The sequence below is a fragment of the Geothermobacter hydrogeniphilus genome (assembly GCF_002093115.1).
Classification (GTDB): Bacteria; Desulfobacterota; Desulfuromonadia; order Desulfuromonadales; family Geothermobacteraceae; genus Geothermobacter_A; species Geothermobacter_A hydrogeniphilus.
On sequence record NZ_NAAD01000019.1, the window covers coordinates 11,640 to 31,742 of the forward strand.

Below are 20,103 nucleotides of genomic sequence, written 5' to 3' on the forward strand. Positions count from 1 at the left end.
GTATCCCATGGCTGAAAACGCTCAGAATATCGAAGTTCTCATCTGTACCGGCACCGGCGGAATCGCTTCCGGGTCGCTCAAGGTTGCCGAGGCGTTTGAAGAAGAATTCAAGAAACACGGCATTGAGGCGAAGGTCGGCAAGCGGTGTGAGGTGAAGAAAACCGGTTGTCGCGGACTCTGCGCCAATGACGTGCTGGTCGATATCATGGTTCCGGGCAAGGAAGGCGTGACCTACGACTTTGTCACCCCGGAACTGGTGCCGCAGATCGTCGAGGAACATATCGTCGGCGGCGAACCGGTGCCGAAGAAGACCGCCGGAGCTTACTACGCCAAGTTTCTGGAGAAACAGCACCGTACCATTTTCTCCCGTTGCGGACATATCGATGCCGAAAGCATCGATGATTATATTGCCAATCACGGTTTCAAGGGCATCAAGCGGGCTGTCACCATGAAGCCGGAAGAGGTGATCGAGGAAGTCAAGAAGTCGGGCTTGCGCGGTCGCGGCGGCGGCGGGTTTCCGACCGGTGTCAAGTGGTCCTTCGCCAAGGGTTCTCCCGGCGAGTTGAAATACCTGATCTGCAACGCTGACGAGGGCGATCCCGGGGCCTTCATGGACCGTTCCCTGCTGGAAGGTGATCCCTACTGCATCATCGAGGGGATGATGGTGGCAGCCTATGCCATCGGCTGTACCTACGGCTATGTCTATGTCCGTGCCGAGTATCCGCTGGCCATCAAGCGCCTGCAGATGGCGATCGACACCTGTGTCGAACGGGGAATTCTCGGCGACAACTGCATGGGGCTCGGGTTCAAGTTCAACCTGCGCATCAAGGCCGGCGCCGGCGCTTTCGTCTGCGGCGAGGAAACCGCCCTGATGGCGTCCATCGAGGGCCATCGCGGCATGTCCCGTCCCCGCCCGCCCTTCCCGGCGGTAAGGGGCCTGTGGGGCAAGCCGACCAATATCAACAACGTTGAAACCTACGCCAACGTCACCTATATCCTCGAGCGCGGCGCCGACTGGTATGCCTCCATCGGTACCGAGGGCACCAAGGGGACCAAGATCTTCGCCGTCACCGGCAAGGTCAAGCATACCGGCCTGGTCGAGGTTCCGGCCGGGGTCACCATGCGCGAGGTTCTCTACGATGTCTGCGGCGGCATCCTCAATAATCGCAAGTTCAAGGCGGTTCAGGCCGGCGGCCCGTCCGGCGGTTGTCTGCCGGTTGAGGCGATCGACGCTCAGGTCGATTACGATTCACTGATCAAGGCCGGGGCGATGATGGGCTCCGGTGGTCTGGTGGTCATGGACGAGACCACCTGCATGGTCGATATCGCCCGCTTCTTCCTCACGTTCACCCGACGCGAGTCCTGCGGCAAGTGTATCCCCTGTCGCATCGGTCTGAAGATCATGCTGGAGATTCTCGAACGGATCTGTTCCGGTGAAGGCCGTGAAGGGGATATCGAACTGCTGGAGGACATGGCCTACGATATCAAGAAATCATCTCTCTGTGGTCTCGGCCAGACGGCGCCGAACCCGGTGTTGTCGACCATCCGCTATTTCCGCCATGAGTACGAGGCCCACATCAAGGAAAAGGAGTGTCCCGCTCATGCCTGCAAGTCGCTTCTGCATTTCAAGGTCATCGACGAAGCGTGCAAGAAGTGCGGCATGTGCAAGCGGGTCTGTCCGGTGGACGCCATCACCTGGGAAAAGGGTGAGATTGCGATCATTGATCAGGACAAGTGTACGCAGTGCACTTCCTGCTACGACGCCTGCCGCTTCATGGCAATTGATTAAATCACTGCAGCATCAGTGCTGAAACGGATACGAGGAAACGATGGTTAATCTGACAATCGACGGTACGCAGGTCACGGTTCCGAAGAGCTTCACCATCTACCAGGCCGCCGAACAGATCGGGATCAAAATCCCGGTGCTCTGCTATGCCAAGAAATTACTCCCCTTCGGGGCCTGCCGGGTTTGTCTGGTCGAGGTTGAGCAGATGAAGGGACGCCTTATCCCCTCCTGCACGACACCGGTTACCGAGGGGATGGTGGTGACGACCAGTTCGGATGAAATCCTCAAGGTCCGCAAGACGGTGCTCGAGTTCCTGCTGGTCAACCATGTGATTGAATGCCCGGTTTGCGACAAGGGTGGTGAGTGTGAACTGCAGGATCTGACCTACGAACTCGAGGTTGTCACCAATCGTTTTGTCGGGGAAAAATTCGATCATCCGACGGATGAAAGCAACCCCTTCATTGAACGCAATATGAACCGTTGTGTCCTCTGCGGTCGTTGCGTGCGGGTTTGCGATGAGATCGTTTCCTACGGGTCCTACTCCTTTGTCGAGCGTGGGTTCGAAACCAAAATCGCTACTGCTTTTGATCGTGGACTGGATTGCGAATTCTGTGGTCAGTGCGTTTCGATGTGTCCGGTCGGTGCGCTGTTGCCGCGGCCTTTCAAGTTCAAGGCGCGTCCCTGGCAGCTCAAGCACGTCGACTCGGTCTGCGGTTATTGCGGTAACGGTTGTACTGTCACCCTCGGCGTCAAGGACAACCAGGTCCAGACCATCCGCTTCAATGACAAGAATGGTGTCAATGACGGTAACCTCTGTATTCGCGGTCGCTTCGGTTATTCCTATGTCAACAGCGATCAACGCCTGACCAGGCCTCTGGTACGCAAAAATGGCGAACTGGTTGAAGCTGACTGGGAAGAAGCTCTGACGGCGGTTGCCGAGGGCATGAGCCGCGACAGGGGGACGGGGATTATTTCCGGTGGGCGTCTTAGTAACGAGGAGTTCCTGCTGCTGAAAGAGGTTGCCGCTGCCGCCGGCACCACCAACCTCGATCATTCCGGCGGGGAATGCTACAAGGGATTGACCGAGGGGGTACAGCAGGTTCTTGGTCTCAGTGCTTCGACCGGCACCTTCCCGCAGGTCGAAGATGCCGATGTCATTCTCAGTATCCGTTCCGACTTCTATGAAACCCACCCGGTGTTCGGCATGGTTGTCAATCAGGCCGTCAAGCGCGCCGGAGCCAAGTTGCTGGTGGTGAGCGACAAGAAGGGCAAGTTCGCCAAACTGCCGAATGCCGAAACCCTGCTTGGCAAGCCGGGTACCGAGGTCAATATCCTCAATGCCATCTGCGCGGCACTGCTGGAGTCGGGCAAGGCGGTCACTGAAGGTGTTGCCGGACTGGATGAGTTGAAGCAGGCACTGACTGACTATGCGCCGTCCAGAGTCGCCGAGCAGACCGGGGTTTCGGTCGAGGCGATCGAGGCTGCTGCCGAGCAGCTGGCCGCAGCTGAAAAGGGCGCCATCCTGCTTGGTTACGGTCTGTCTTATACTGCAAACAGCAGGGAACTTGGAATTGCCGCTGCCAACCTGGCGCTTCTCTCCGGTCTCGCCGACCAGGACGAGGCGGGTCTCTACGTCTGCGGCGAGAAGGCCAACAGCCAGGGGGCCATCGATCTCGGTATTCTCCCCGGGGAGGGTGGTCTCGGTGTTCAGGCGATGCTGGATGCCGCCGCCAAGGGGAGCCTCGGTGCCCTGTATATCGTCGGCGAGGATCCGCTGACCAGTTTCCCGGATGGTGCCAGGGTTGAAGCGGCGCTCAAGGGGGCCGAGTTCGTGGTTGTTCAGGACCTGTTCCTGTCACCGACCGCGCAGGCTGCCGACGTCGTGCTGCCGGCTGCCTCCTTCGCAGAAAAGGACGGTACCTTCACCAACGCCGAACGGCGGATTCAGCGCCTGCGGGCCGGTATCAAGAGTCCCGGTGAGGCGCTCACGGATTTTGCCATTTTTGTGTCCCTGCTGGAAAAACTGGGTGCGACAGCTCCCGTAGCAAACCCGAGCGATGCTTTTAACAATCTCGGGAGGCTCAATGAAGCCTATGCCGGTATCGATCTGAATGCCATCGGTCCGCAGGGGGTTGTCTGGGGTGGAGAGCATCTGCAGCCGAAGGTGCGCAACCTGGTGCCGGTCAGCGGTTGTGACCCGCTCACGACGCGTTTCCAGCTGATCACCGGCAGTGCTCTTTATCATTCGGGCACCACGACGACTCACGCCAAGGGCCCTCTCGAAGCGGTTCCGGAACCGTACGTCGAACTGAGTCGTGAGGATGCCGCCGAATTGCAGCTGGCAGAAGGTGACCTGCTGAGAATCAAGGGGAACGGGGCCGAGATCAGTCTCAAGGCCAAGATCGGCGCCCGGCTGCCCAAGGGGGTTCTCTTTGCCCCCAATCATTTCCCCGGTACCGGTCTGAACCGCCTGTACAAGGGAGAAGCCGCGGTAGTTGTTGAACTGAACAAGTAGGCACGACAACGACGGGAGAGGGCATGCAGTGTCCCGAGTGCAGTGCTCCATTGAGCCGTCAGGCCAGGTTCTGTGACCAGTGTGGAATGCGGCTGGCGGAGCATCCCGGGTTTCTGCATCAGAAGGCGCTTGACTGTTACCATCGCGGCTTGGGTGAAGAGGCCCTGCGGAACTGGGACCTGGCCCTGCAGGCGGCTCCTGATTTCAGCATGGGGCATTATTACCGGGGTCTTGTACTCTACGACCGTGGTGAACTGCTGCAGTCGGTCAGGGCTTTTCGACGGGCGCTTGCTGAGCAGGCTGACAGCTTCAGGGTGCATTTCAAGCTAGGCATGGCCCTTTACGGCCTGGGTGATCTGGCCGGCAGCCTGAAAAGCTTTACCCGTGCCCTGGAACTCAATCCGGAGAGCGCCGAAACCTGCTATCGGATCGGACTGTCGCAGTTACGCAGCGGCCGGTTTGCCGCGGCCCGCACGGCGCTGCAGCAGGCGGTCAAGTTGAATCCCGATTACGTGCGGGCTCTCTACATGATCGGCATGACGGCGGTGCAGCAGGGGGATCTGGATGCCGCTGCCGGGAGTTTTCGTCGCGTTGTCGAGATCAATCCCGACTATACCGGGGCTCGTTTTGAACTCGGTATGGCCCTTTTCAAAAATGGGGCCATCAAAGAAGCTGCCGAGGAGTTTGACCGGGCCGTTGCCCAGAATAGAAATTTCGCACCGGGATATTTCATGCTCGGTGAATGTCGACGTCGGGTCGGACAATTGAATGAGGCCGTTGCGGCCTATGGCGAGGTGCTTCGCATCAATCCCAAGGATGCGGAAACTCTCTTTAAACAAGCGGAATGCTACAACGAACTCAAGCAATGCCGGGAGGCCCGGACGGTTCTTCTGGAGTTGCTGCGGATGGTTCCAGGACATCAGGGAGCCGCCCGACTGCTTGAGGAGATCGGTCGCCGGAACGATATTGCGCCCGACAGGAAAAAAGACTGAATTTCAGGAACCGACGGTAACCCGAGCCATATAGCATAAAAGAGGAAGACACATGGAACTGTTGAGCCTATCGAACGCACCGCTGCTGTTTATTGCCGCCATGATGATCAAAATCCTGGTGGTCTTCGGGGTGACCATGGGTATTGTGGCCTACGCGACCTGGGTTGAGCGTAAGGTCATCGGCCACATGCAGACCCGGCTTGGGCCGACCCTGACCGGCCCGATGGGGCTTTTGCAGCCGATTGCCGACGGCATCAAGCTGTTTTTCAAGGAGGATATCATCCCCACCGAGGCCAGCAAGATCCCCTTCGTACTGGCTCCGATGATGATCCTGATTCCTTCACTGATTACGATGGCGGTCATTCCGTTCGGCAGTGACATGCAGTTTACCGCCGGCGGCAAGACCTACATTATCCCGCTGCAGATCACCGATCTGAATATCGGTATCCTATATATTCTTGCTATGTCCGGGCTCGGAGTTTACGGCATTACGCTTGCCGGCTGGTCGTCCAACAGCAAGTATTCCCTGATCGGCGGAATCCGTGCTTCGGCGCAGATGATTTCCTATGAACTGGCCGCCGGACTCTCCATCATTGCCGTCTTCATGCTCTCTGAAACCTTGAGCATGCGCGAGATTGTTGCTCAGCAGAGTGGCTCGATTTTTGACTGGTATGTCTGGAAGCAGCCGCTGGCATTTCTGCTTTTCATGATTACCGGGACTGCTGAAATCAACCGGACCCCGTTCGATATGCCGGAGGCCGAATCGGAGTTGGTATCCGGTTTCTGTACCGAATATTCGTCGATGAAGTATGCCCTGTTCTTTATGGCGGAATACGCCAACATGGTGGTCATTGCCGGCATCATCGCCACCCTGTTTCTCGGCGGCTGGTCAGGGCCGACTCCCTGGGGTCCGGTCAACCTGCTCGGCAAGATATTCGGTTTCATGTTCTTCCTGATGTGGATTCGTGCCACCTTCCCGCGTGTGCGTTACGACCAGTTGATGAAGTTGGGCTGGAAGGTACTGCTGCCGCTGGCTCTGGCCAATATCGTTGTGACCGGCCTGGTCGTTGTCCTGGCGCAGTAAGCAACCCTTTTGTTTAAGAGGTTAAACCGATGATCAAAGAGCTTATTCAAGGCCTCAGCATTACCTTCAAACATCTTTTGCCCGGCCATTCGACCACCGTGCAGTACCCGAAGGTGAAACTCCAGCCTTCCGACCGTTTCCGCGGTCTGCACCGCCTGGTGCCGAGCCACGACCGCGCCAAGTGTGTGGCCTGCTATCTCTGCCCGACCGTTTGCCCGGCGAAATGCATCACCGTCGAGTCCGCGGAAAACGAGAAGGGTGAGAAATATCCGCGTGTCTACCAGATCGATCTGCTGCGCTGCATCTTCTGCGGTTACTGTGTCGAGGCCTGCCCGGTCGAGGCGATTGAGATGACCGGGAATTACGAACTCGCCAATTACCACCGCGACGACTTCGTGTTCGACAAACAGCGCCTGCTCAATACGAAATAGGAGCGTTGACCCATGCAAGTACTTTTCTTTTATCTCGTGGCCCTGGTTACCGTTATTTCCGGTGTGATTGTCGTCGCCGCCAAAAGTCCGGTGAACAGCGCTCTCGCTCTGGTCAACACCTTTTTCTGCCTGGCGGTTTTCTACGTCATGCTCAGTGCGCCCTTCATGGCCGCGATACAGATCATGGTCTATGCCGGAGCCATCATGGTCCTGATCCTGTTTGTCATCATGCTGCTGAATATGGGGGTCGAACCGTTCAAGAAATTCACCCACGTGACCTGGGGTGTGGTGGCCGGGTCGCTGGTGCTGATGTTGACCCTGTTTTTCATTTCTCGGGGACAGCCGACCAAGGTTGTCGGCGCCATAACCCGTGATGTCATTCTCAAGGAGGGGCATACCGAACTGATCGGCAAGAGCTTGTTCGTCAATTTCCTGCTCCCCTTCGAAATTACCTCGATCCTGCTGCTGGTGGCCATTATCGGCGCGGTGATCCTGGCTAAAAAAGAAGTTTGAGTGCGTAGCAGACACGGGAGATAGATCATGATTACCGTAAATCATTACCTGGTATTGAGCGCGATTCTGTTTGCCCTGGGCACTTTCGGAGTGCTTACCCGGCGCAACGCCATCGTCATTTTCATGTGCATCGAGCTGATGCTCAACGCGGTCAACCTCTCATTCATTGCCCTGTCGCACCACCTGGGCAACCTTGACGGTCAGATCTTCGTCTTCTTCGTCATGACCGTGGCAGCTGCCGAGGCAGCCGTTGGCCTGGCCCTGATGATCACCTTCTTCCGCAATCGGGAGAGTATCGAGGTCGACGATATCAGCATGCTCAAGTGGTAGGGATTATCCGCTTTTTTAAGCTTATTGATCCGAGAGGAGATAGAGGTCAATGCACGATTATAGTTTGATTTGGCTCATTCCGTTTTTCCCCCTGGTCGGTTTTCTTGTCAACGGCCTGCTGGGGAAGAAAATCGGTAATGAGAAGGTGATTGGAGCCATCGGCACGCTGGCGATCGCGGCTTCGTTCGTGGTTTCCTGCAAGATGTTCTTCCAGTTGCTGGGGGATGTAGAAAAGACCCATGAGGTGATCCTGTTCTCCTGGATGAGTGTCGGGCAGCTGCAGATCGACTGGGGATTCCTGCTCGACCCGCTGTCGGCGCTGATGATCATGGTCGTCACCGGGGTCGGTTCCCTGATTCACCTCTACTCCAACGGCTACATGCACGGGGAAGAAGGGTTCTACCGCTACTTTGCCTATCTGAACCTGTTCTGTTTCTCGATGCTGATGCTGGTTCTCGGCAACAACGCGTTGGTGATGTTTGTCGGTTGGGAGGGAGTCGGCCTCTGCTCCTACCTGTTGATCGGCTACTACTTCGAGAAGAAGAGCGCCGGGGATGCCGCCAAGAAGGCTTTCGTCGTCAACCGTGTCGGCGACTTCGGGTTCCTGATCGGCCTCTTCACCCTCTTCTGGGCCCTCGGTGAGCACGGTGTCTGGACCTTCCAGTTCACCAAGATCGCCGAGAACGCTCACCTGCTGCCTGCCGGTGGTGTGGTGGTGACCGTTGCGACGCTCTGCTTCTTTCTCGGCGCCACCGGCAAGTCGGCGCAGATTCCGCTCTACACCTGGCTGCCTGACGCCATGGAGGGCCCGACCCCGGTCTCAGCCCTGATCCACGCGGCGACCATGGTTACTGCCGGTGTCTATATGATCGGGCGGATGAACGGCCTCTTTTCCATGGCTCCCGACACCATGATGGTTATCGCCATCGTCGGCGCGGCGACCGCCATCTTTGCCGCCTCCATCGGCCTTGCGCAGAACGATATCAAGCGGGTGCTTGCCTATTCGACGGTTTCCCAGCTCGGTTACATGTTCCTCGCCATGGGTGTCGGCGCCTTCTCCGCCGGGATTTTTCATCTGATGACCCACGCTTTCTTCAAGGCCTGCCTGTTCCTCGGGTCCGGTTCAGTCATCCACGCCATGCACCATGCCTATCACAAGGCGCATCTGCATGATGATCCGCAGGATATGCGCAACATGGGTGGACTGGCCAAAAAGATGCCGATCACCTTTATCACCTTCTTTGTTTCGACGCTGGCGATTTCCGGGATTCCAGGATTGTCCGGTTTCTTCTCCAAGGATGAAATTCTCTGGTGGGCCTTCTCCTCGACCCGCGGCGGATGGATTCTCTGGCTGATCGGTTTCATTGCCGCCGGCATGACCGCCTTCTACATGTTCCGCCTGGTTTTCATGACCTTCTTCGGCAAACAGAAAACCGATGCCCGGGCTAAGGATCATGTCCACGAGTCGCCGCTGGTGATCACCATTCCCCTGATGGTTCTCGGTCTGCTGGCTCTGGTCGGCGGCTGGGTCGGTATTCCCGCGGCCCTGGGTGGCGCCAATCGATTCGAGCATTTTCTGGCTCCGGTTTTCGAGCATGCCCAGGAGACCTACGGGATTCATGCCCAGCATTCCCTGCAAGCCTTTGAGTTTCCGCTGATGGGCTGTTCCATCGGCATCGCCCTGGTCGGCATTTTCCTGGCTTGGATCATGTACGTCAAAAACCCGGAGCTTCCCGGCAGGCTGGTGGCCCGGTTCCGCTGGCTGCACACCGCCATCTTCAACAAATGGTTTGTCGATGAGCTCTACGACGGCCTGTTTGTCAACGCCACCAAGCGGCTCGGACGTTATTTCTGGAAAGGTTTCGACGTTCCGGTGATCGACGGAATTGTCAACGGGGTCGGTTGGCTGGTGCAGGGTTCCAGCCGGGTTTTGCGGTTCATTCAGAACGGACAGATTCACAGTTATGCCATGACCATGGTTCTGGGCATGGTGGTTATTGTCGCGGTTTACGTTTTCAAATAACTGTCGCCTGGCGAATATTCGAATAGCGCAACGCAAGGAGCGAGTTACATGTCCGAGCATCTTCTCAGCCTGATGACGTTCTTCCCCCTGCTGGGGATGATCGTTATCCTCTTCATTCCGCGTGAGAATGACGGTGTACTCAAGGGCCTGACCTTCGTCATCACCCTGATCACCTTCTTTATCAGCCTGCCGCTGGCCTTTGACGATGTTTTCAAGACATCCGGCGGGATGCATTACACCGAATTCGTGAAATGGATCAGCATCGGTGACTACTTCCAGATGAACTACAATCTGGGGGTGGACGGCATCAGCCTGTGGCTGGTGCTGCTGACGACTTTCATCATGCCGATTGCCGTGCTGTCGACCTGGCAGGCGGTTGAGAAAAATACCAAAGGTTTCATGGCGCTGCTGCTGCTGCTTGAAACCGCCATGCTCGGTGCGTTCCTTGCGCTTGACCTGTTCCTGTTCTATGTCTTCTGGGAACTGATGCTGATTCCGATGTACTTCCTGATCGGCATCTGGGGCGGTAAGCGCCGTATCTACTCGGCGATCAAGTTCTTTATCTACACCGCGGTCGGCTCGCTGCTGATGCTGGTTGCCATTATCTTTGTCTACTACTATGCCCTGAAGAGCGGCCAGCCCTTCGAGCAGGGCTTCAGTATCAGCCATTTCTACCAGTTGAACATTCCGGCCGCCTACCAGACCTGGCTGTTCTTGGCGTTTGCCTTCAGCTTTGCCATCAAGGTACCGATGTTTCCGGTTCATACCTGGTTGCCGGATGCCCATACCGATGCCCCTACAGCCGGTTCGGTTATCCTGGCTGCCATCATGCTGAAGATGGGAACTTATGGCTACGTGCGTTTCGCCATGCCGCTGTTTCCTGAAGCTCTTCATCAGTTCACCCCCTTCCTGGCCACTCTGGCGGTGATCGGCATTATCTACGGAGCTCTGGTGGCGATGGTCCAGGAGGATGTCAAGCGTCTGGTTGCCTATTCATCGGTCAGCCACCTCGGTTTCGTCATGCTCGGGGTTTTCGCTCTCAATATCCAGGGCATGTCGGGCGGTATGATCCAGATGATCAACCATGGTATCTCGACCGGTGCGCTGTTCCTTATCGTCGGTTTTATCTACGAGCGGCGACATACCCGCCTGATCACCGATTTCGGCGGTCTGGCCAAGCAGATGCCGGTCTTCACCACTATTTTCATGATCGCCATGCTCTCCTCCATCGGTCTGCCCGGGACCAATGGCTTCGTCGGTGAGTTCCTGATCATGGTCGGCGCTTTTGAAGGTGAGCTGCGCTGGTTCACCATCGTCGCCGCATCCGGTGTCATCTTTGCTGCCGTCTACATGTTGTGGATGTTCCAGCGGGTGATGTTCGGGGAGTTGAAGAACCCTGCCAACCAGAAGCTCAAGGATCTGTCGGTTCGGGAGGTGGTACTGATGTTGCCGCTGTTGTTGTTCATTTTCTGGATCGGCGTCTACCCGAATACCTTTTTCGAGAAGATGAATCCAGCTCTTGACCAACTGATCAATCAGATCAAGGGCAAGCAGCAGGTGGCCGTGGTTGAGACCATCAATCCGGTACAGCACAAGATCGATTAAGCACGGTATTGCCGTTAAACAAGCTTCCGAAGGAGCCTTTCGATGGAAAATCTGGTGCAACTTGCCATGCAGAACGTCAATTTCGCGGCCATCATGCCGTCGTTGGTGTTGTGCTGTTTCGGCATGGCGATTCTGCTGATCAATGTCTTCATGCCGCGGGGCAAAACAACGTCCGCATCGCTGATCAGCATCATTGCCCTGCTGGTAACCGCCGTTGTTTCGCTGCAGGGATGGAACAATCCCCAGTTCGGCTTTGCCGGTCACGTGGCCCTGGATAATTTCGCCACCTTCTTCAATATGACCTTTCTGCTGGCGGCCGGTCTGACGATTCTGATGTCGGATGACTACCTGCGACGGGAAGGGTATCCGATCGGTGAATATTATCCGTTGATTCTCTTTTCGACTGCGGGTGCCATGTGGATGGCCTCGGGGACCGATCTGATGACCATTTTTCTTGGTCTGGAAGTGCTGTCGATCTCCCTCTACATCCTCGCCGGCCTGTTCCGTCACCAGTTGCAGTCGAACGAGGCGGGACTCAAATACTTCTTGCTCGGCGCGTTTTCGACCGGGTTTCTGCTCTACGGTATTGCCCTGCTCTACGGTGTCGCCGGAACGACCAATGTTGCCGATATCGGCCTCTACCTTTCCGCCCATCCGGCGATGATCGGCAACCCGATGACCGTGGCCGGGATGCTGCTGATGTCCATCGGCTTCCTGTTCAAGATCGCTGCCGCGCCGTTCCACATGTGGACTCCGGATGTCTATCAGGGGGCGCCGACTCCGGTGACTGCCTTCATGAGTGCCGGTCCCAAGGCCGCCGCCTTCGCCGCGCTGATGCGGGTCTTCATTCTCGGTCTGGCCGGTCTGCAGAGTGAGTGGACCAGCCTGCTCTGGGGCCTGGCTATCCTGACCATGATCATCGGCAACGTGACCGCCATCTACCAGACCAATCTCAAGCGGATGCTGGCCTACTCTTCCATCGCCCACGCCGGTTATGCCCTGGTCGGCCTGGTGGCGGCCAACGCGGTCGGTGTTTCCGGCATCCTGTTCTACATGCTGGCCTACACCTTCATGAACCTCGGGGCTTTCGCGGTGCTGGTTCTGGCCGGTAAGAAGGGCGAGGAGAACCTGACCCTTGAAGGTTTCTCCGGGTTCGGTTTCAAACGTCCGTTCCTCGGCGTGGCGATGACCATTTTCATGTTGTCGCTGATGGGGATCCCGCCGACAGCCGGTTTTGCCGGGAAATTCTATATCTTCGCCGGTGCCATCAAGTCCGGTTACATCTGGCTGGCGATTATCGGCGTATTGAACTCGGCGGTTTCCCTCTATTACTACCTGCGGGTGATTGTCTACATGTACTTCAAGGATCCGCAGGAAGATTACAGCTGGGTGTCGATGCACACCGGCGCGGTGGTTTCCATCGTCATCGCCATCGTCGGCGTGCTCTATCTCGGTATCATTCCCGGCAAGATCATGGAAATGGCCAAACTGGCTATCTTCTGACCAGGAATTGAAATAGTGTGAACCAGCACAGGCCTCCCGGCATAACCGGGGGGCCTGTGCCGGTTTATGGCTGATGATCAGGGATGCGGACTTGTCCGGCAGAGACTTCAGGTGGTTACCGCACCGATTTCGGAGCGAGGTTGTTGTTTCTTCCTGCCGTGCTTTGTCCGTCGATCATTGCAACGTGTTGCCGCGGGTTTCGGCATCAAAAATGGTCATAATCGATTCATCAGTATAGGGCAGTTCGACCGTATCGCGTTTATCCCCTCCGGGATGCCAGACAATGACCGCGCCCCGGCCACGATTTTCGCGACAGGCGCAACCCGGACAGGTATTCATCAGGGCCTGCCACATCTGTTCGGTGTCGAGCAGTTCAAAACCGGCGAAGTCTTCACCGCTGCTGAGTCGGTCAAGAAACTTGTTGAGCAGTTCAAAATCGACGAAATCATTCTCTTTGCGCCACCAGCGGATAAAGCGGGTCGATTCCGTGCGTCGCTGATCGATTGCCGAGCGGATTTCGATGTTGTCCATGGGACCTCCTTTCTGCTCCCGGCCTTCAGTAGGGCCTCTTTCTACCAGTATAGTTGTTTTTTGGTTTCCCCGTCTGCCTCCCATTCGGAACGAAAGCTGGAGAACGCTTGTCGCTGGAAAGGTCTGGGTGTAAACTGCCGTGCTGGAGCCGCTTTTCACCAGAGGATACGTATGTCGTTTGCCGCCATCGCCGAAAAGACCAGCACCCTGCTGGAGATGATCAAGTTCTCCCACACCGTGTTTGCCTTCCCGTTTGCCCTGATGGGGGTGGTGCTGGCAAGTCTCGCCGGCAACGCTCTGCCCGGAGCCGGACAGGTTTTGTGGATCTGCCTGGCGATGGTCGGGGCGCGCAGTGGAGCGATGGGGCTGAACCGCCTGATTGACGCCGGGATAGACGCTGAAAATCCGCGAACCGCCGATCGTCATATTCCATCCGGACGGGTTTCGGTGGCTGAGGCCTGGTTGTTTATTGTTGTCTCGCTGGCCATTTTTCTCTTCGCCGCCTGGATGCTCAATCCGCTCTGTTTCCGACTGGCCCCGGTAGCCATCGGCTTTTTCGTTCTCTACGCCTACTGCAAGCGCTTCAGCCACTATGCCCACATCGTCCTTGGCATCTGCCTCGCCGCGGCGCCGATCGGTGCCTATATCGCCCTGCGCGGCACCCTGGATTGGCCGGTAACGGCGCTGGCACTGGCCGTCCTGTTCTGGGTCGCCGGGTTCGATATCTTCTATGCCCTTCAGGATTATGAATTCGATGTCGAGCACGGCCTGCATTCGATCCCATCCCGGCTCGGCATTGACAAGTCCTTCCTGCTGGTGCGCGTTTTCCATGGGCTGATGCTGCTGTTCCTGCTGCTGGTGCTGCCGGGCAGCGGCCTGGGCTGGATCTATGTCATCGGGGTGGTCATCGTTGCCGGAATGTTGCTCTACGAACACCGCCTGGTCAAACCGGACGATCTTTCCAGGCTGGACGCGGCATTCTTCAACATGAACGGCTATATCAGCGTGACGATATTTGTTTTCGCGCTGGGAGATGCGGTATTTTTGTAGGGCATGTACCACGGAAACACGGAAACTTAGAGAAAATCACAGAGAAAGGCGAAAGCTGATTATCCGCAGATTACGCAGATTTCCGCAGATGAAAAGCAAAGACTTTCCCTTGAGGTTTTGACCCTAATCTGCGTCCATCTGCGTAATCTGCGGATCAGAAAGCAAAAGAAGTTTTCTTGGCGTGGGATCGATTTTAACGATTTTTGAAGAATGAAGCCTATGCAGAAGATAGTCGTCGGCATCACCGGGGCCTCCGGTTCCATCTACGGACTGCGCCTGATCGAGGAGTTGCTGCGTGCGCGGATCCAGGTCAGCCTGCTGTTGAGTGATGCCGGCCGCCAGGTGCTCGGCTTCGAGACGGGGTTGCAGCTTGATGACGATCCAGCGGTCTGCGAAACACAGTTGCGCGGGCATTTTCCGGCCGGTAAGTCACTGCAGGTTTACGGTATGAGTGACTTTTTCGCCCCGATCGCCAGCGGCTCCAGCGCGCCGGATGCGGTGGTCATCTGCCCCTGCTCGATGGGCACCCTTGGTCGCATCGCTGCCGGATTCTCCGACAACCTGCTTGAACGGGTCGCGGATGTGGCGTTGAAGGAAGGCCGCAAGCTGTTGCTGGTGCCGCGCGAGACTCCCTTCAACCAGATTCACCTTGAAAATATGCTGCGCATCTCACGGGCGGGCGGGCAGATCCTGCCGGCGATGCCGGGTTTCTACCAGCAGCCGGAGTCGGTCGAGGAAATGGTCGATTTCGTGGTGGGGAAGGTGCTGGATCAACTCGGCGTTGAACATCAGCTGTTCAAACGCTGGGGGGGATAAAAGACGATTTCGCGCAGGGTTCGCCAAGGACGCAGAGTAAATACAAACATTGACAGGGTTTTCTCCGCGCCTCTGTGTCTTTCGTGCGAGGCCGGTTTCGAAGGTTTGAATACGGATGAACAGTCTGTTTGCATCGATAAAAGAAAAAGTCGCTTCGAACACCCGCATCAGCGACGATGAGGCGCTGGCGCTCTTCGAGTCGCCCGACCTGCTCGCCATCGGCGAGCTGGCGGCGGAAGCCAACCGGCGGAAAAATGGTGACCGGGTCTACTTCAACGTCAACCGCCACATCAATTACACCAATCTCTGCGTCAACCGCTGCCGGTTCTGCGCTTTCTCGAAAGAGGCGGGGGAGGCGGGAGAGTACACCCTGGCGCTGGAGCAGATCGCCGCCAAGGCCCGGGAAGCGGCTGCCGTCGGAGCGACCGAGATCCATACCGTTGGCGGCCTGCATCCCGATCTGCCGTTTGAATTTTACCTGGAGATGCTGCAGACCATCAAAAAGGTTGAACCGAAGCTGCACATCAAGGCTTTTACCGCTGTCGAGATCGATTATTTCAGCCAGATTTCAGGCTTGACCGTTGAGGAAGTCATCGCCACGCTCGGGGAGGCGGGGCTCGGGTCCCTGCCCGGAGGCGGCGCGGAAATCCTCGGACAGGAGGTCCGCGAGCGGATCTGTCCGGAAAAAATCAGCGGCGAGCGCTGGCTGGAGGTGACCGAAAAGGTTCATCGCGCCGGGTTCAAGTCCAACGCCACCATGCTCTTCGGCCATCTCGAAGCCTATCCCGACCGGGTCGAACATCTGCGCCTGCTGCGCGAGCTGCAGGATCGGTCCGGCGGCTTCCAGGCGTTCATCCCCCTCGCCTTCCAGCCCGACAACACCCGGGTGCCGGGGGCCAAAGGGGTCGGTGGCGTGGATGCTCTCAAGACCCTGGCGATCAGCCGCCTCTACCTGGACAACTTTAAGCACATCAAGGCCTACTGGGTGATGTTGGGCGTGAAGATCGCCCAGACCGCTCTCTGTTTCGGGGTCAACGATCTTGACGGCACCGTCGTCGAGGAAAAGATCGGTCACGACGCCGGTGCTGATGCGCCGCAGGCCATGAGCAGGGGCGATATCCAGAAACTGATTCGCCAGGCCGGACGGGTGCCGGTCGAGCGTGATACGCTGTATAACGAAATCTGAAAATCCGGGATAGCCACCAAGCCACCAAGAGCACCAAGAAACCTTTTCATAACGCGGGGCCGCAGAGCGGAAGAGTCTGCAGTAAAAAGCAAAGAGCTTTGTTTTGGATCTCACGCGATGTTCAGATGTTCTTTTTGCCCGGTTTTTTTTCTCACCTGTCGTTAAAGAGACTTTGCCTTCTTGGTGTCCTTTGTGTCTTGGTGGCTGATAGGGTTTTATGTTCAAAAATACATATGTTCAAAAAAATTCAAGATAAATTGAATGCCGGGCAGCCGGTCGACCGCGACGAGGCACTCTGGCTGCTCACCGAGGCCGAGCTGCTGCAGCTCGGCAAGCTGGGCGACGGGGGGCGGCGGCGTAAGCACCCGGAGAACCGGGTGACCTTCGTGGTCGACCGCAACGTCAATTACAGCAACGTCTGCGAGTCGAAATGCAAGTTCTGCGCGTTCTACTGCGATGCCGATTCAGATCGGGCCTATCTGCTCGACTACGAAACGATCTTTGCCAAGGTTCAGGAGCTGGTCGAGCATGGCGGCACCCAGCTGCTGATGCAGGGCGGGCTGCATCCGGAGTTGAAAATCGAATGGTTCGAGGAGTTGTTCCGTCAGCTCTCGCGGCGTTTTCCGCAGGTGCAGATCCATTCCCTGTCGGCGGCCGAGATCGTCCACATCGCCCGGCTCTCGAACCTGAGCGTCGCCGAGTGCCTAAGGCGGCTGCAGGCGGCGGGGTTGAAATCGCTGCCCGGCGCTGGTGCCGAGGTGCTGGTCGATGCGGTGCGGCAACGGATCTCACCCAACAAGATCAGTTGGCAACAGTGGGGCGAGGTGATGGAGCTGGCCCACGGACTGGGGATGCGTACCACCGCGACGATGATGTTCGGCAGCGGCGAAGGACCGGAAGATATTGTCGAACACCTGTTTCGTATCCGTGAAATCCAGGCCCGGACCGGCGGTTTTACCGCGTTTATCCCCTGGACTTTTCAACCGCACAACACTGAACTTGGCGGGGAAACGGCGACCGGGGTTGACTACCTGAAGGTGCTGGCGCTGTCACGGATCGTCCTCGACAATATCGATAATATCCAGGCCAGTTGGGTAACCCAGGGTGCGCGCATGGCGCAGGTGGCGCTCTTCTTCGGCGCCAATGACCTCGGCGGCACCATGCTTGAAGAGAACGTCGTCGCCGCCGCCGGCGTCACCTTCCGCATGTCGAAGGAAGAGATCATCGAACTGGCGCGTGGGGCCGGTTTTATTCCGGCACGACGGACCACGGAGTATGAGATTCTGGAAGTTTATTAAAATCCCGGGGCCGCCAAGACACCAAGGACGCCAAGAAGGCATTTCAAATTCATGGGGTCTCTTGGCGGCTTGAGCGAACATCAGTGAGCGGGTGGCCGGGCTCTTAAGGGGGGTTCATGACCTATCTACGCAAAAATATCGCCGAGATGGCCGGCTACGTGCCCGGTTTCCAGCCCGAAAACGAGGCGGAGTGGATCAAGCTCAACACCAACGAGAATCCCTACCCACCCTCGCCTAAGGTGCGTGAAGCGATTCTGGCCGAACTCGGCAGTGATGGCGGCAACCTGCGCAAGTACCCGGATGCGGCCAGCCGGGAGTTCCGACGGGTGGCGGCGGAACTGTACGGTTTTGATGCCGACTGGGTGATCAGCGCCAACGGTTCGGATGAACTGCTCAACAATCTGATCCGCGCCTGTGCCGGGGAAGGGGAAGAGATCGCCTATGTCCATCCGTCCTATTCCTACTACGCGACCCTGGCCGCAATCCAGGGCGCGAAGGTGAAGACCTTCGGGTTGACGGAAGCGGGCCGGATTGCCGACTTCCCGGCACGGTATCCAGGGAAAATCTTTTTTCTCACCAGCCCCAACGCCCCGCTGGGGATTGCTTTTGACAAAGCCTACATCAGGGAACTCGCCGGTCGCTGTGCCGGGATCCTGGTGGTTGATGAGGCCTATGCCGATTTCGCCGAAGAAAATGCCCTGGAGCTGGTCAGGGAGTGCCGGAATGTCGTTGTGACCCGCACCCTGTCGAAGAGCTATTCCCTGGCCGGAATGCGGCTCGGCCTGGCGGTGGCGCGTCCCGAGATGATTGCCGCCCTCGACAAGATTCGTGACCACTACCACCTTGATCGCCTGGCGCTGGTCGCGGCGAGTGCCGCGTTGCGTGACCAGAACTATCTCAGGGAAATGGTCGCGAAGATCTGCAGCACCCGGGGTCGTTTTGCCGCCGTATTGGAAAGTCTCGGTTACCAGGTACTCGATTCCTGCGCCAACTACGTGTTCGCTGCGCCGCCGGACCGGGACGGCAAGCGGGTTTATGAGGCGCTTTTCCAGCGCCGGATTCTGGTTCGCCACTTCTCCGACCCGCTGCTCGCCCATGGGCTGCGAATTTCGATCGGCACCGATGAGGAGATGGATCAGGCCCTTGCGGCATTACGGGAAATCGGCTGACGGGCTGATAAAGCGGCCATCTGCTCGTTGGTCCTCCCCCCGCGTCAACGATGTCCCTTGCGGAGTTATGGACGCCTTGCCGCTGGACATTTTTTCTCAGCCTGGGTCTTACCTCCGCGCCTCTGCGCGAGATTGCTTGAATGAATTTTCCGTATCTTCGTGGTGAGATCTGATTTTCATGCCCGACGATTATCCTTTCAACCCCGCCGAGGTTGCCGAGCGCCTGCTGGCCTGGTACGCCGATGAGGGGCGCGACCTGCCCTGGCGGCACACCCGTAACCCCTATCGTATCTGGCTGTCCGAAATCATGCTGCAGCAGACCACCGTGGCCGCGGTGGTCCCCTACTACGAAAAATTTCTGGCGGCCTTTCCCGATATCGAAGCGCTGGCGGCGGCTCCGGTGGAGGCGGTCATCGAGCTCTGGGCGGGGCTCGGTTACTACCGTCGCGCCCGTCATCTGCACGCCGCGGCGGTGAAGGTGGTGGAAGACTTCGGCGGCAGCTTTCCCGCGAGCCCGGAGGAGATCCTTTCCCTGCCCGGTGTCGGCCGCTCGACCGCCGGGGCGATTCTCTCCATCGCCTTTGATAAGCCGGCACCGATTCTCGATGGCAACGTACGGCGGGTGCTCTGCCGGCTGTTTGCTCTGCAATTGCCTCCGCGTTCCAGCGAGGCGGAAAAGTTGCTCTGGAGTTGGGCGGAGGCCCTGACCCCGACCGGCCGGCCACACGATTACGCGCAGGCGATCATGGATCTCGGGGCGACGGTCTGTCTTCCGAAGCAGCCCGTCTGTCCCTCCTGTCCGCTGACCGGCCTCTGCCAGGCGCGCCGCCGGGGACTGGAACGGGAGCTGCCGCTGAAGGCTGCAACGAAGACGGTGCCGACTGTCCGGCAGGTGGCGCTGTTGTTGTGGCGCGACGGCCGGCTGCTGGTACGCCGCCGCCCCTTTGCCGGCATGCTGCAGGGGCTGTGGGAATTCCCGGCGACCGATCTGCTTGTCCATGAAGGGGGCGGAGACGCCGCCCGTCGGTTGCTGGCGGAGCAGGGAGGGGTGAGTGAACCGCGGCGGGTCGGCGAAATCCGCCACGCCTATTCCCACTTCCGGCTCGAACTGGAGGTCTGGTCCGCGCCGTTTGCGGAACGCTGCAGGGTTGCGGAACGGGGGGAGTGGCGCTGGGTCGATCCGGCCGCGCTGGCCCGGACACCGCTGCATGGTGCCCACCTGAAGGCGGCGAAGTTGCTGGACTCGCCAGCCTGAATCTGTCACCATGGCG

Annotated in this window: 17 protein-coding genes; 16 read left to right on the forward strand and 1 reads right to left on the reverse strand. The window is 57.9% G+C overall.

Annotation, left to right across the window (positions count from 1 at the left end; all coding sequences use genetic code 11):
* The first annotated feature begins 7 nt into the window (after positions 1-7).
* The 10 genes from nuoF to B5V00_RS13500 are packed head-to-tail and all read left to right on the forward strand — an operon-like array spanning position 8 to position 12,782.
* Positions 8-1,789 carry an NADH-quinone oxidoreductase subunit NuoF gene (gene nuoF / locus B5V00_RS13455; protein WP_085011335.1) on the forward strand — a complete coding sequence of 594 codons (1,782 nt, stop codon included), beginning with the start codon at positions 8-10 and terminating at the stop codon, positions 1,787-1,789.
* A 40-nt stretch (positions 1,790-1,829) separates the two neighbouring features.
* A complete protein-coding gene (gene nuoG / locus B5V00_RS13460) occupies positions 1,830-4,301 on the forward strand; it encodes an NADH-quinone oxidoreductase subunit NuoG (RefSeq protein ID WP_085011336.1) in 2,472 nt (823 codons plus the stop codon).
* A 23-nt stretch (positions 4,302-4,324) separates the two neighbouring features.
* On the forward strand, positions 4,325-5,293 hold the full coding sequence (locus B5V00_RS13465) for a tetratricopeptide repeat protein (RefSeq protein WP_085011337.1): 969 nt from the start codon (positions 4,325-4,327) through the stop codon (positions 5,291-5,293).
* Positions 5,294-5,345: 52 nt separating this feature from the next.
* Entirely contained in the window at positions 5,346-6,377 is a 1,032-nt protein-coding gene (nuoH, locus tag B5V00_RS13470; protein WP_085011338.1) for an NADH-quinone oxidoreductase subunit NuoH, read from the forward strand.
* A 29-nt stretch (positions 6,378-6,406) separates the two neighbouring features.
* The gene (locus B5V00_RS13475; RefSeq protein WP_085011339.1) at positions 6,407-6,808 is read left to right on the forward strand and encodes a NuoI/complex I 23 kDa subunit family protein; all 402 of its coding nucleotides are present in this window, start codon (positions 6,407-6,409) and stop codon (positions 6,806-6,808) included.
* Between the two features lie 12 nt (positions 6,809-6,820).
* A complete protein-coding gene (locus B5V00_RS13480) occupies positions 6,821-7,321 on the forward strand; it encodes an NADH-quinone oxidoreductase subunit J (RefSeq protein ID WP_085011340.1) in 501 nt (166 codons plus the stop codon).
* Positions 7,322-7,348: 27 nt separating this feature from the next.
* Positions 7,349-7,651 carry an NADH-quinone oxidoreductase subunit NuoK gene (nuoK, locus tag B5V00_RS13485; protein WP_085011341.1) on the forward strand — a complete coding sequence of 101 codons (303 nt, stop codon included), beginning with the start codon at positions 7,349-7,351 and terminating at the stop codon, positions 7,649-7,651.
* Positions 7,652-7,700: 49 nt separating this feature from the next.
* Complete coding sequence (nuoL, locus tag B5V00_RS13490; protein WP_085011342.1) at positions 7,701-9,674, forward strand: NADH-quinone oxidoreductase subunit L; 1,974 nt, start codon at positions 7,701-7,703, stop codon at positions 9,672-9,674.
* A 48-nt stretch (positions 9,675-9,722) separates the two neighbouring features.
* Complete coding sequence (locus tag B5V00_RS13495) at positions 9,723-11,279, forward strand: complex I subunit 4 family protein (RefSeq protein ID WP_085011343.1); 1,557 nt, start codon at positions 9,723-9,725, stop codon at positions 11,277-11,279.
* A 42-nt stretch (positions 11,280-11,321) separates the two neighbouring features.
* Entirely contained in the window at positions 11,322-12,782 is a 1,461-nt protein-coding gene (locus B5V00_RS13500) for an NADH-quinone oxidoreductase subunit N (protein WP_085011344.1), read from the forward strand.
* A gap of 174 nt (positions 12,783-12,956) precedes the next feature.
* Here B5V00_RS13500 and B5V00_RS13505 read toward each other — a convergent pair whose 3' ends face one another.
* Entirely contained in the window at positions 12,957-13,313 is a 357-nt protein-coding gene (locus tag B5V00_RS13505; protein ID WP_085011345.1) for a hypothetical protein, read from the reverse strand.
* Between the two features lie 171 nt (positions 13,314-13,484).
* Here B5V00_RS13505 and B5V00_RS13510 point away from each other — a divergent pair, with 171 nt between their 5' ends.
* From B5V00_RS13510 to mutY, 6 genes are all read left to right on the forward strand, one after another.
* The gene (locus B5V00_RS13510) at positions 13,485-14,363 is read left to right on the forward strand and encodes a UbiA-like polyprenyltransferase (protein ID WP_085011346.1); all 879 of its coding nucleotides are present in this window, start codon (positions 13,485-13,487) and stop codon (positions 14,361-14,363) included.
* 210 nt (positions 14,364-14,573) lie between these two features.
* Complete coding sequence (locus B5V00_RS13515) at positions 14,574-15,179, forward strand: UbiX family flavin prenyltransferase (protein WP_085011347.1); 606 nt, start codon at positions 14,574-14,576, stop codon at positions 15,177-15,179.
* Between the two features lie 115 nt (positions 15,180-15,294).
* On the forward strand, positions 15,295-16,365 hold the full coding sequence (gene mqnE, locus B5V00_RS13520) for an aminofutalosine synthase MqnE (RefSeq protein ID WP_085011348.1): 1,071 nt from the start codon (positions 15,295-15,297) through the stop codon (positions 16,363-16,365).
* Positions 16,366-16,598: 233 nt separating this feature from the next.
* Entirely contained in the window at positions 16,599-17,663 is a 1,065-nt protein-coding gene (mqnC, locus tag B5V00_RS13525) for a cyclic dehypoxanthinyl futalosine synthase (protein WP_085011349.1), read from the forward strand.
* A gap of 116 nt (positions 17,664-17,779) precedes the next feature.
* Positions 17,780-18,832: a histidinol-phosphate transaminase gene (gene hisC, locus B5V00_RS13530; RefSeq protein ID WP_085011350.1), complete on the forward strand. Its 1,053-nt coding sequence runs from the start codon at positions 17,780-17,782 to the stop codon at positions 18,830-18,832.
* A gap of 178 nt (positions 18,833-19,010) precedes the next feature.
* Positions 19,011-20,087 carry an A/G-specific adenine glycosylase gene (gene mutY, locus B5V00_RS13535; protein WP_085011351.1) on the forward strand — a complete coding sequence of 359 codons (1,077 nt, stop codon included), beginning with the start codon at positions 19,011-19,013 and terminating at the stop codon, positions 20,085-20,087.
* Positions 20,088-20,103: the final 16 nt, after the last annotated feature.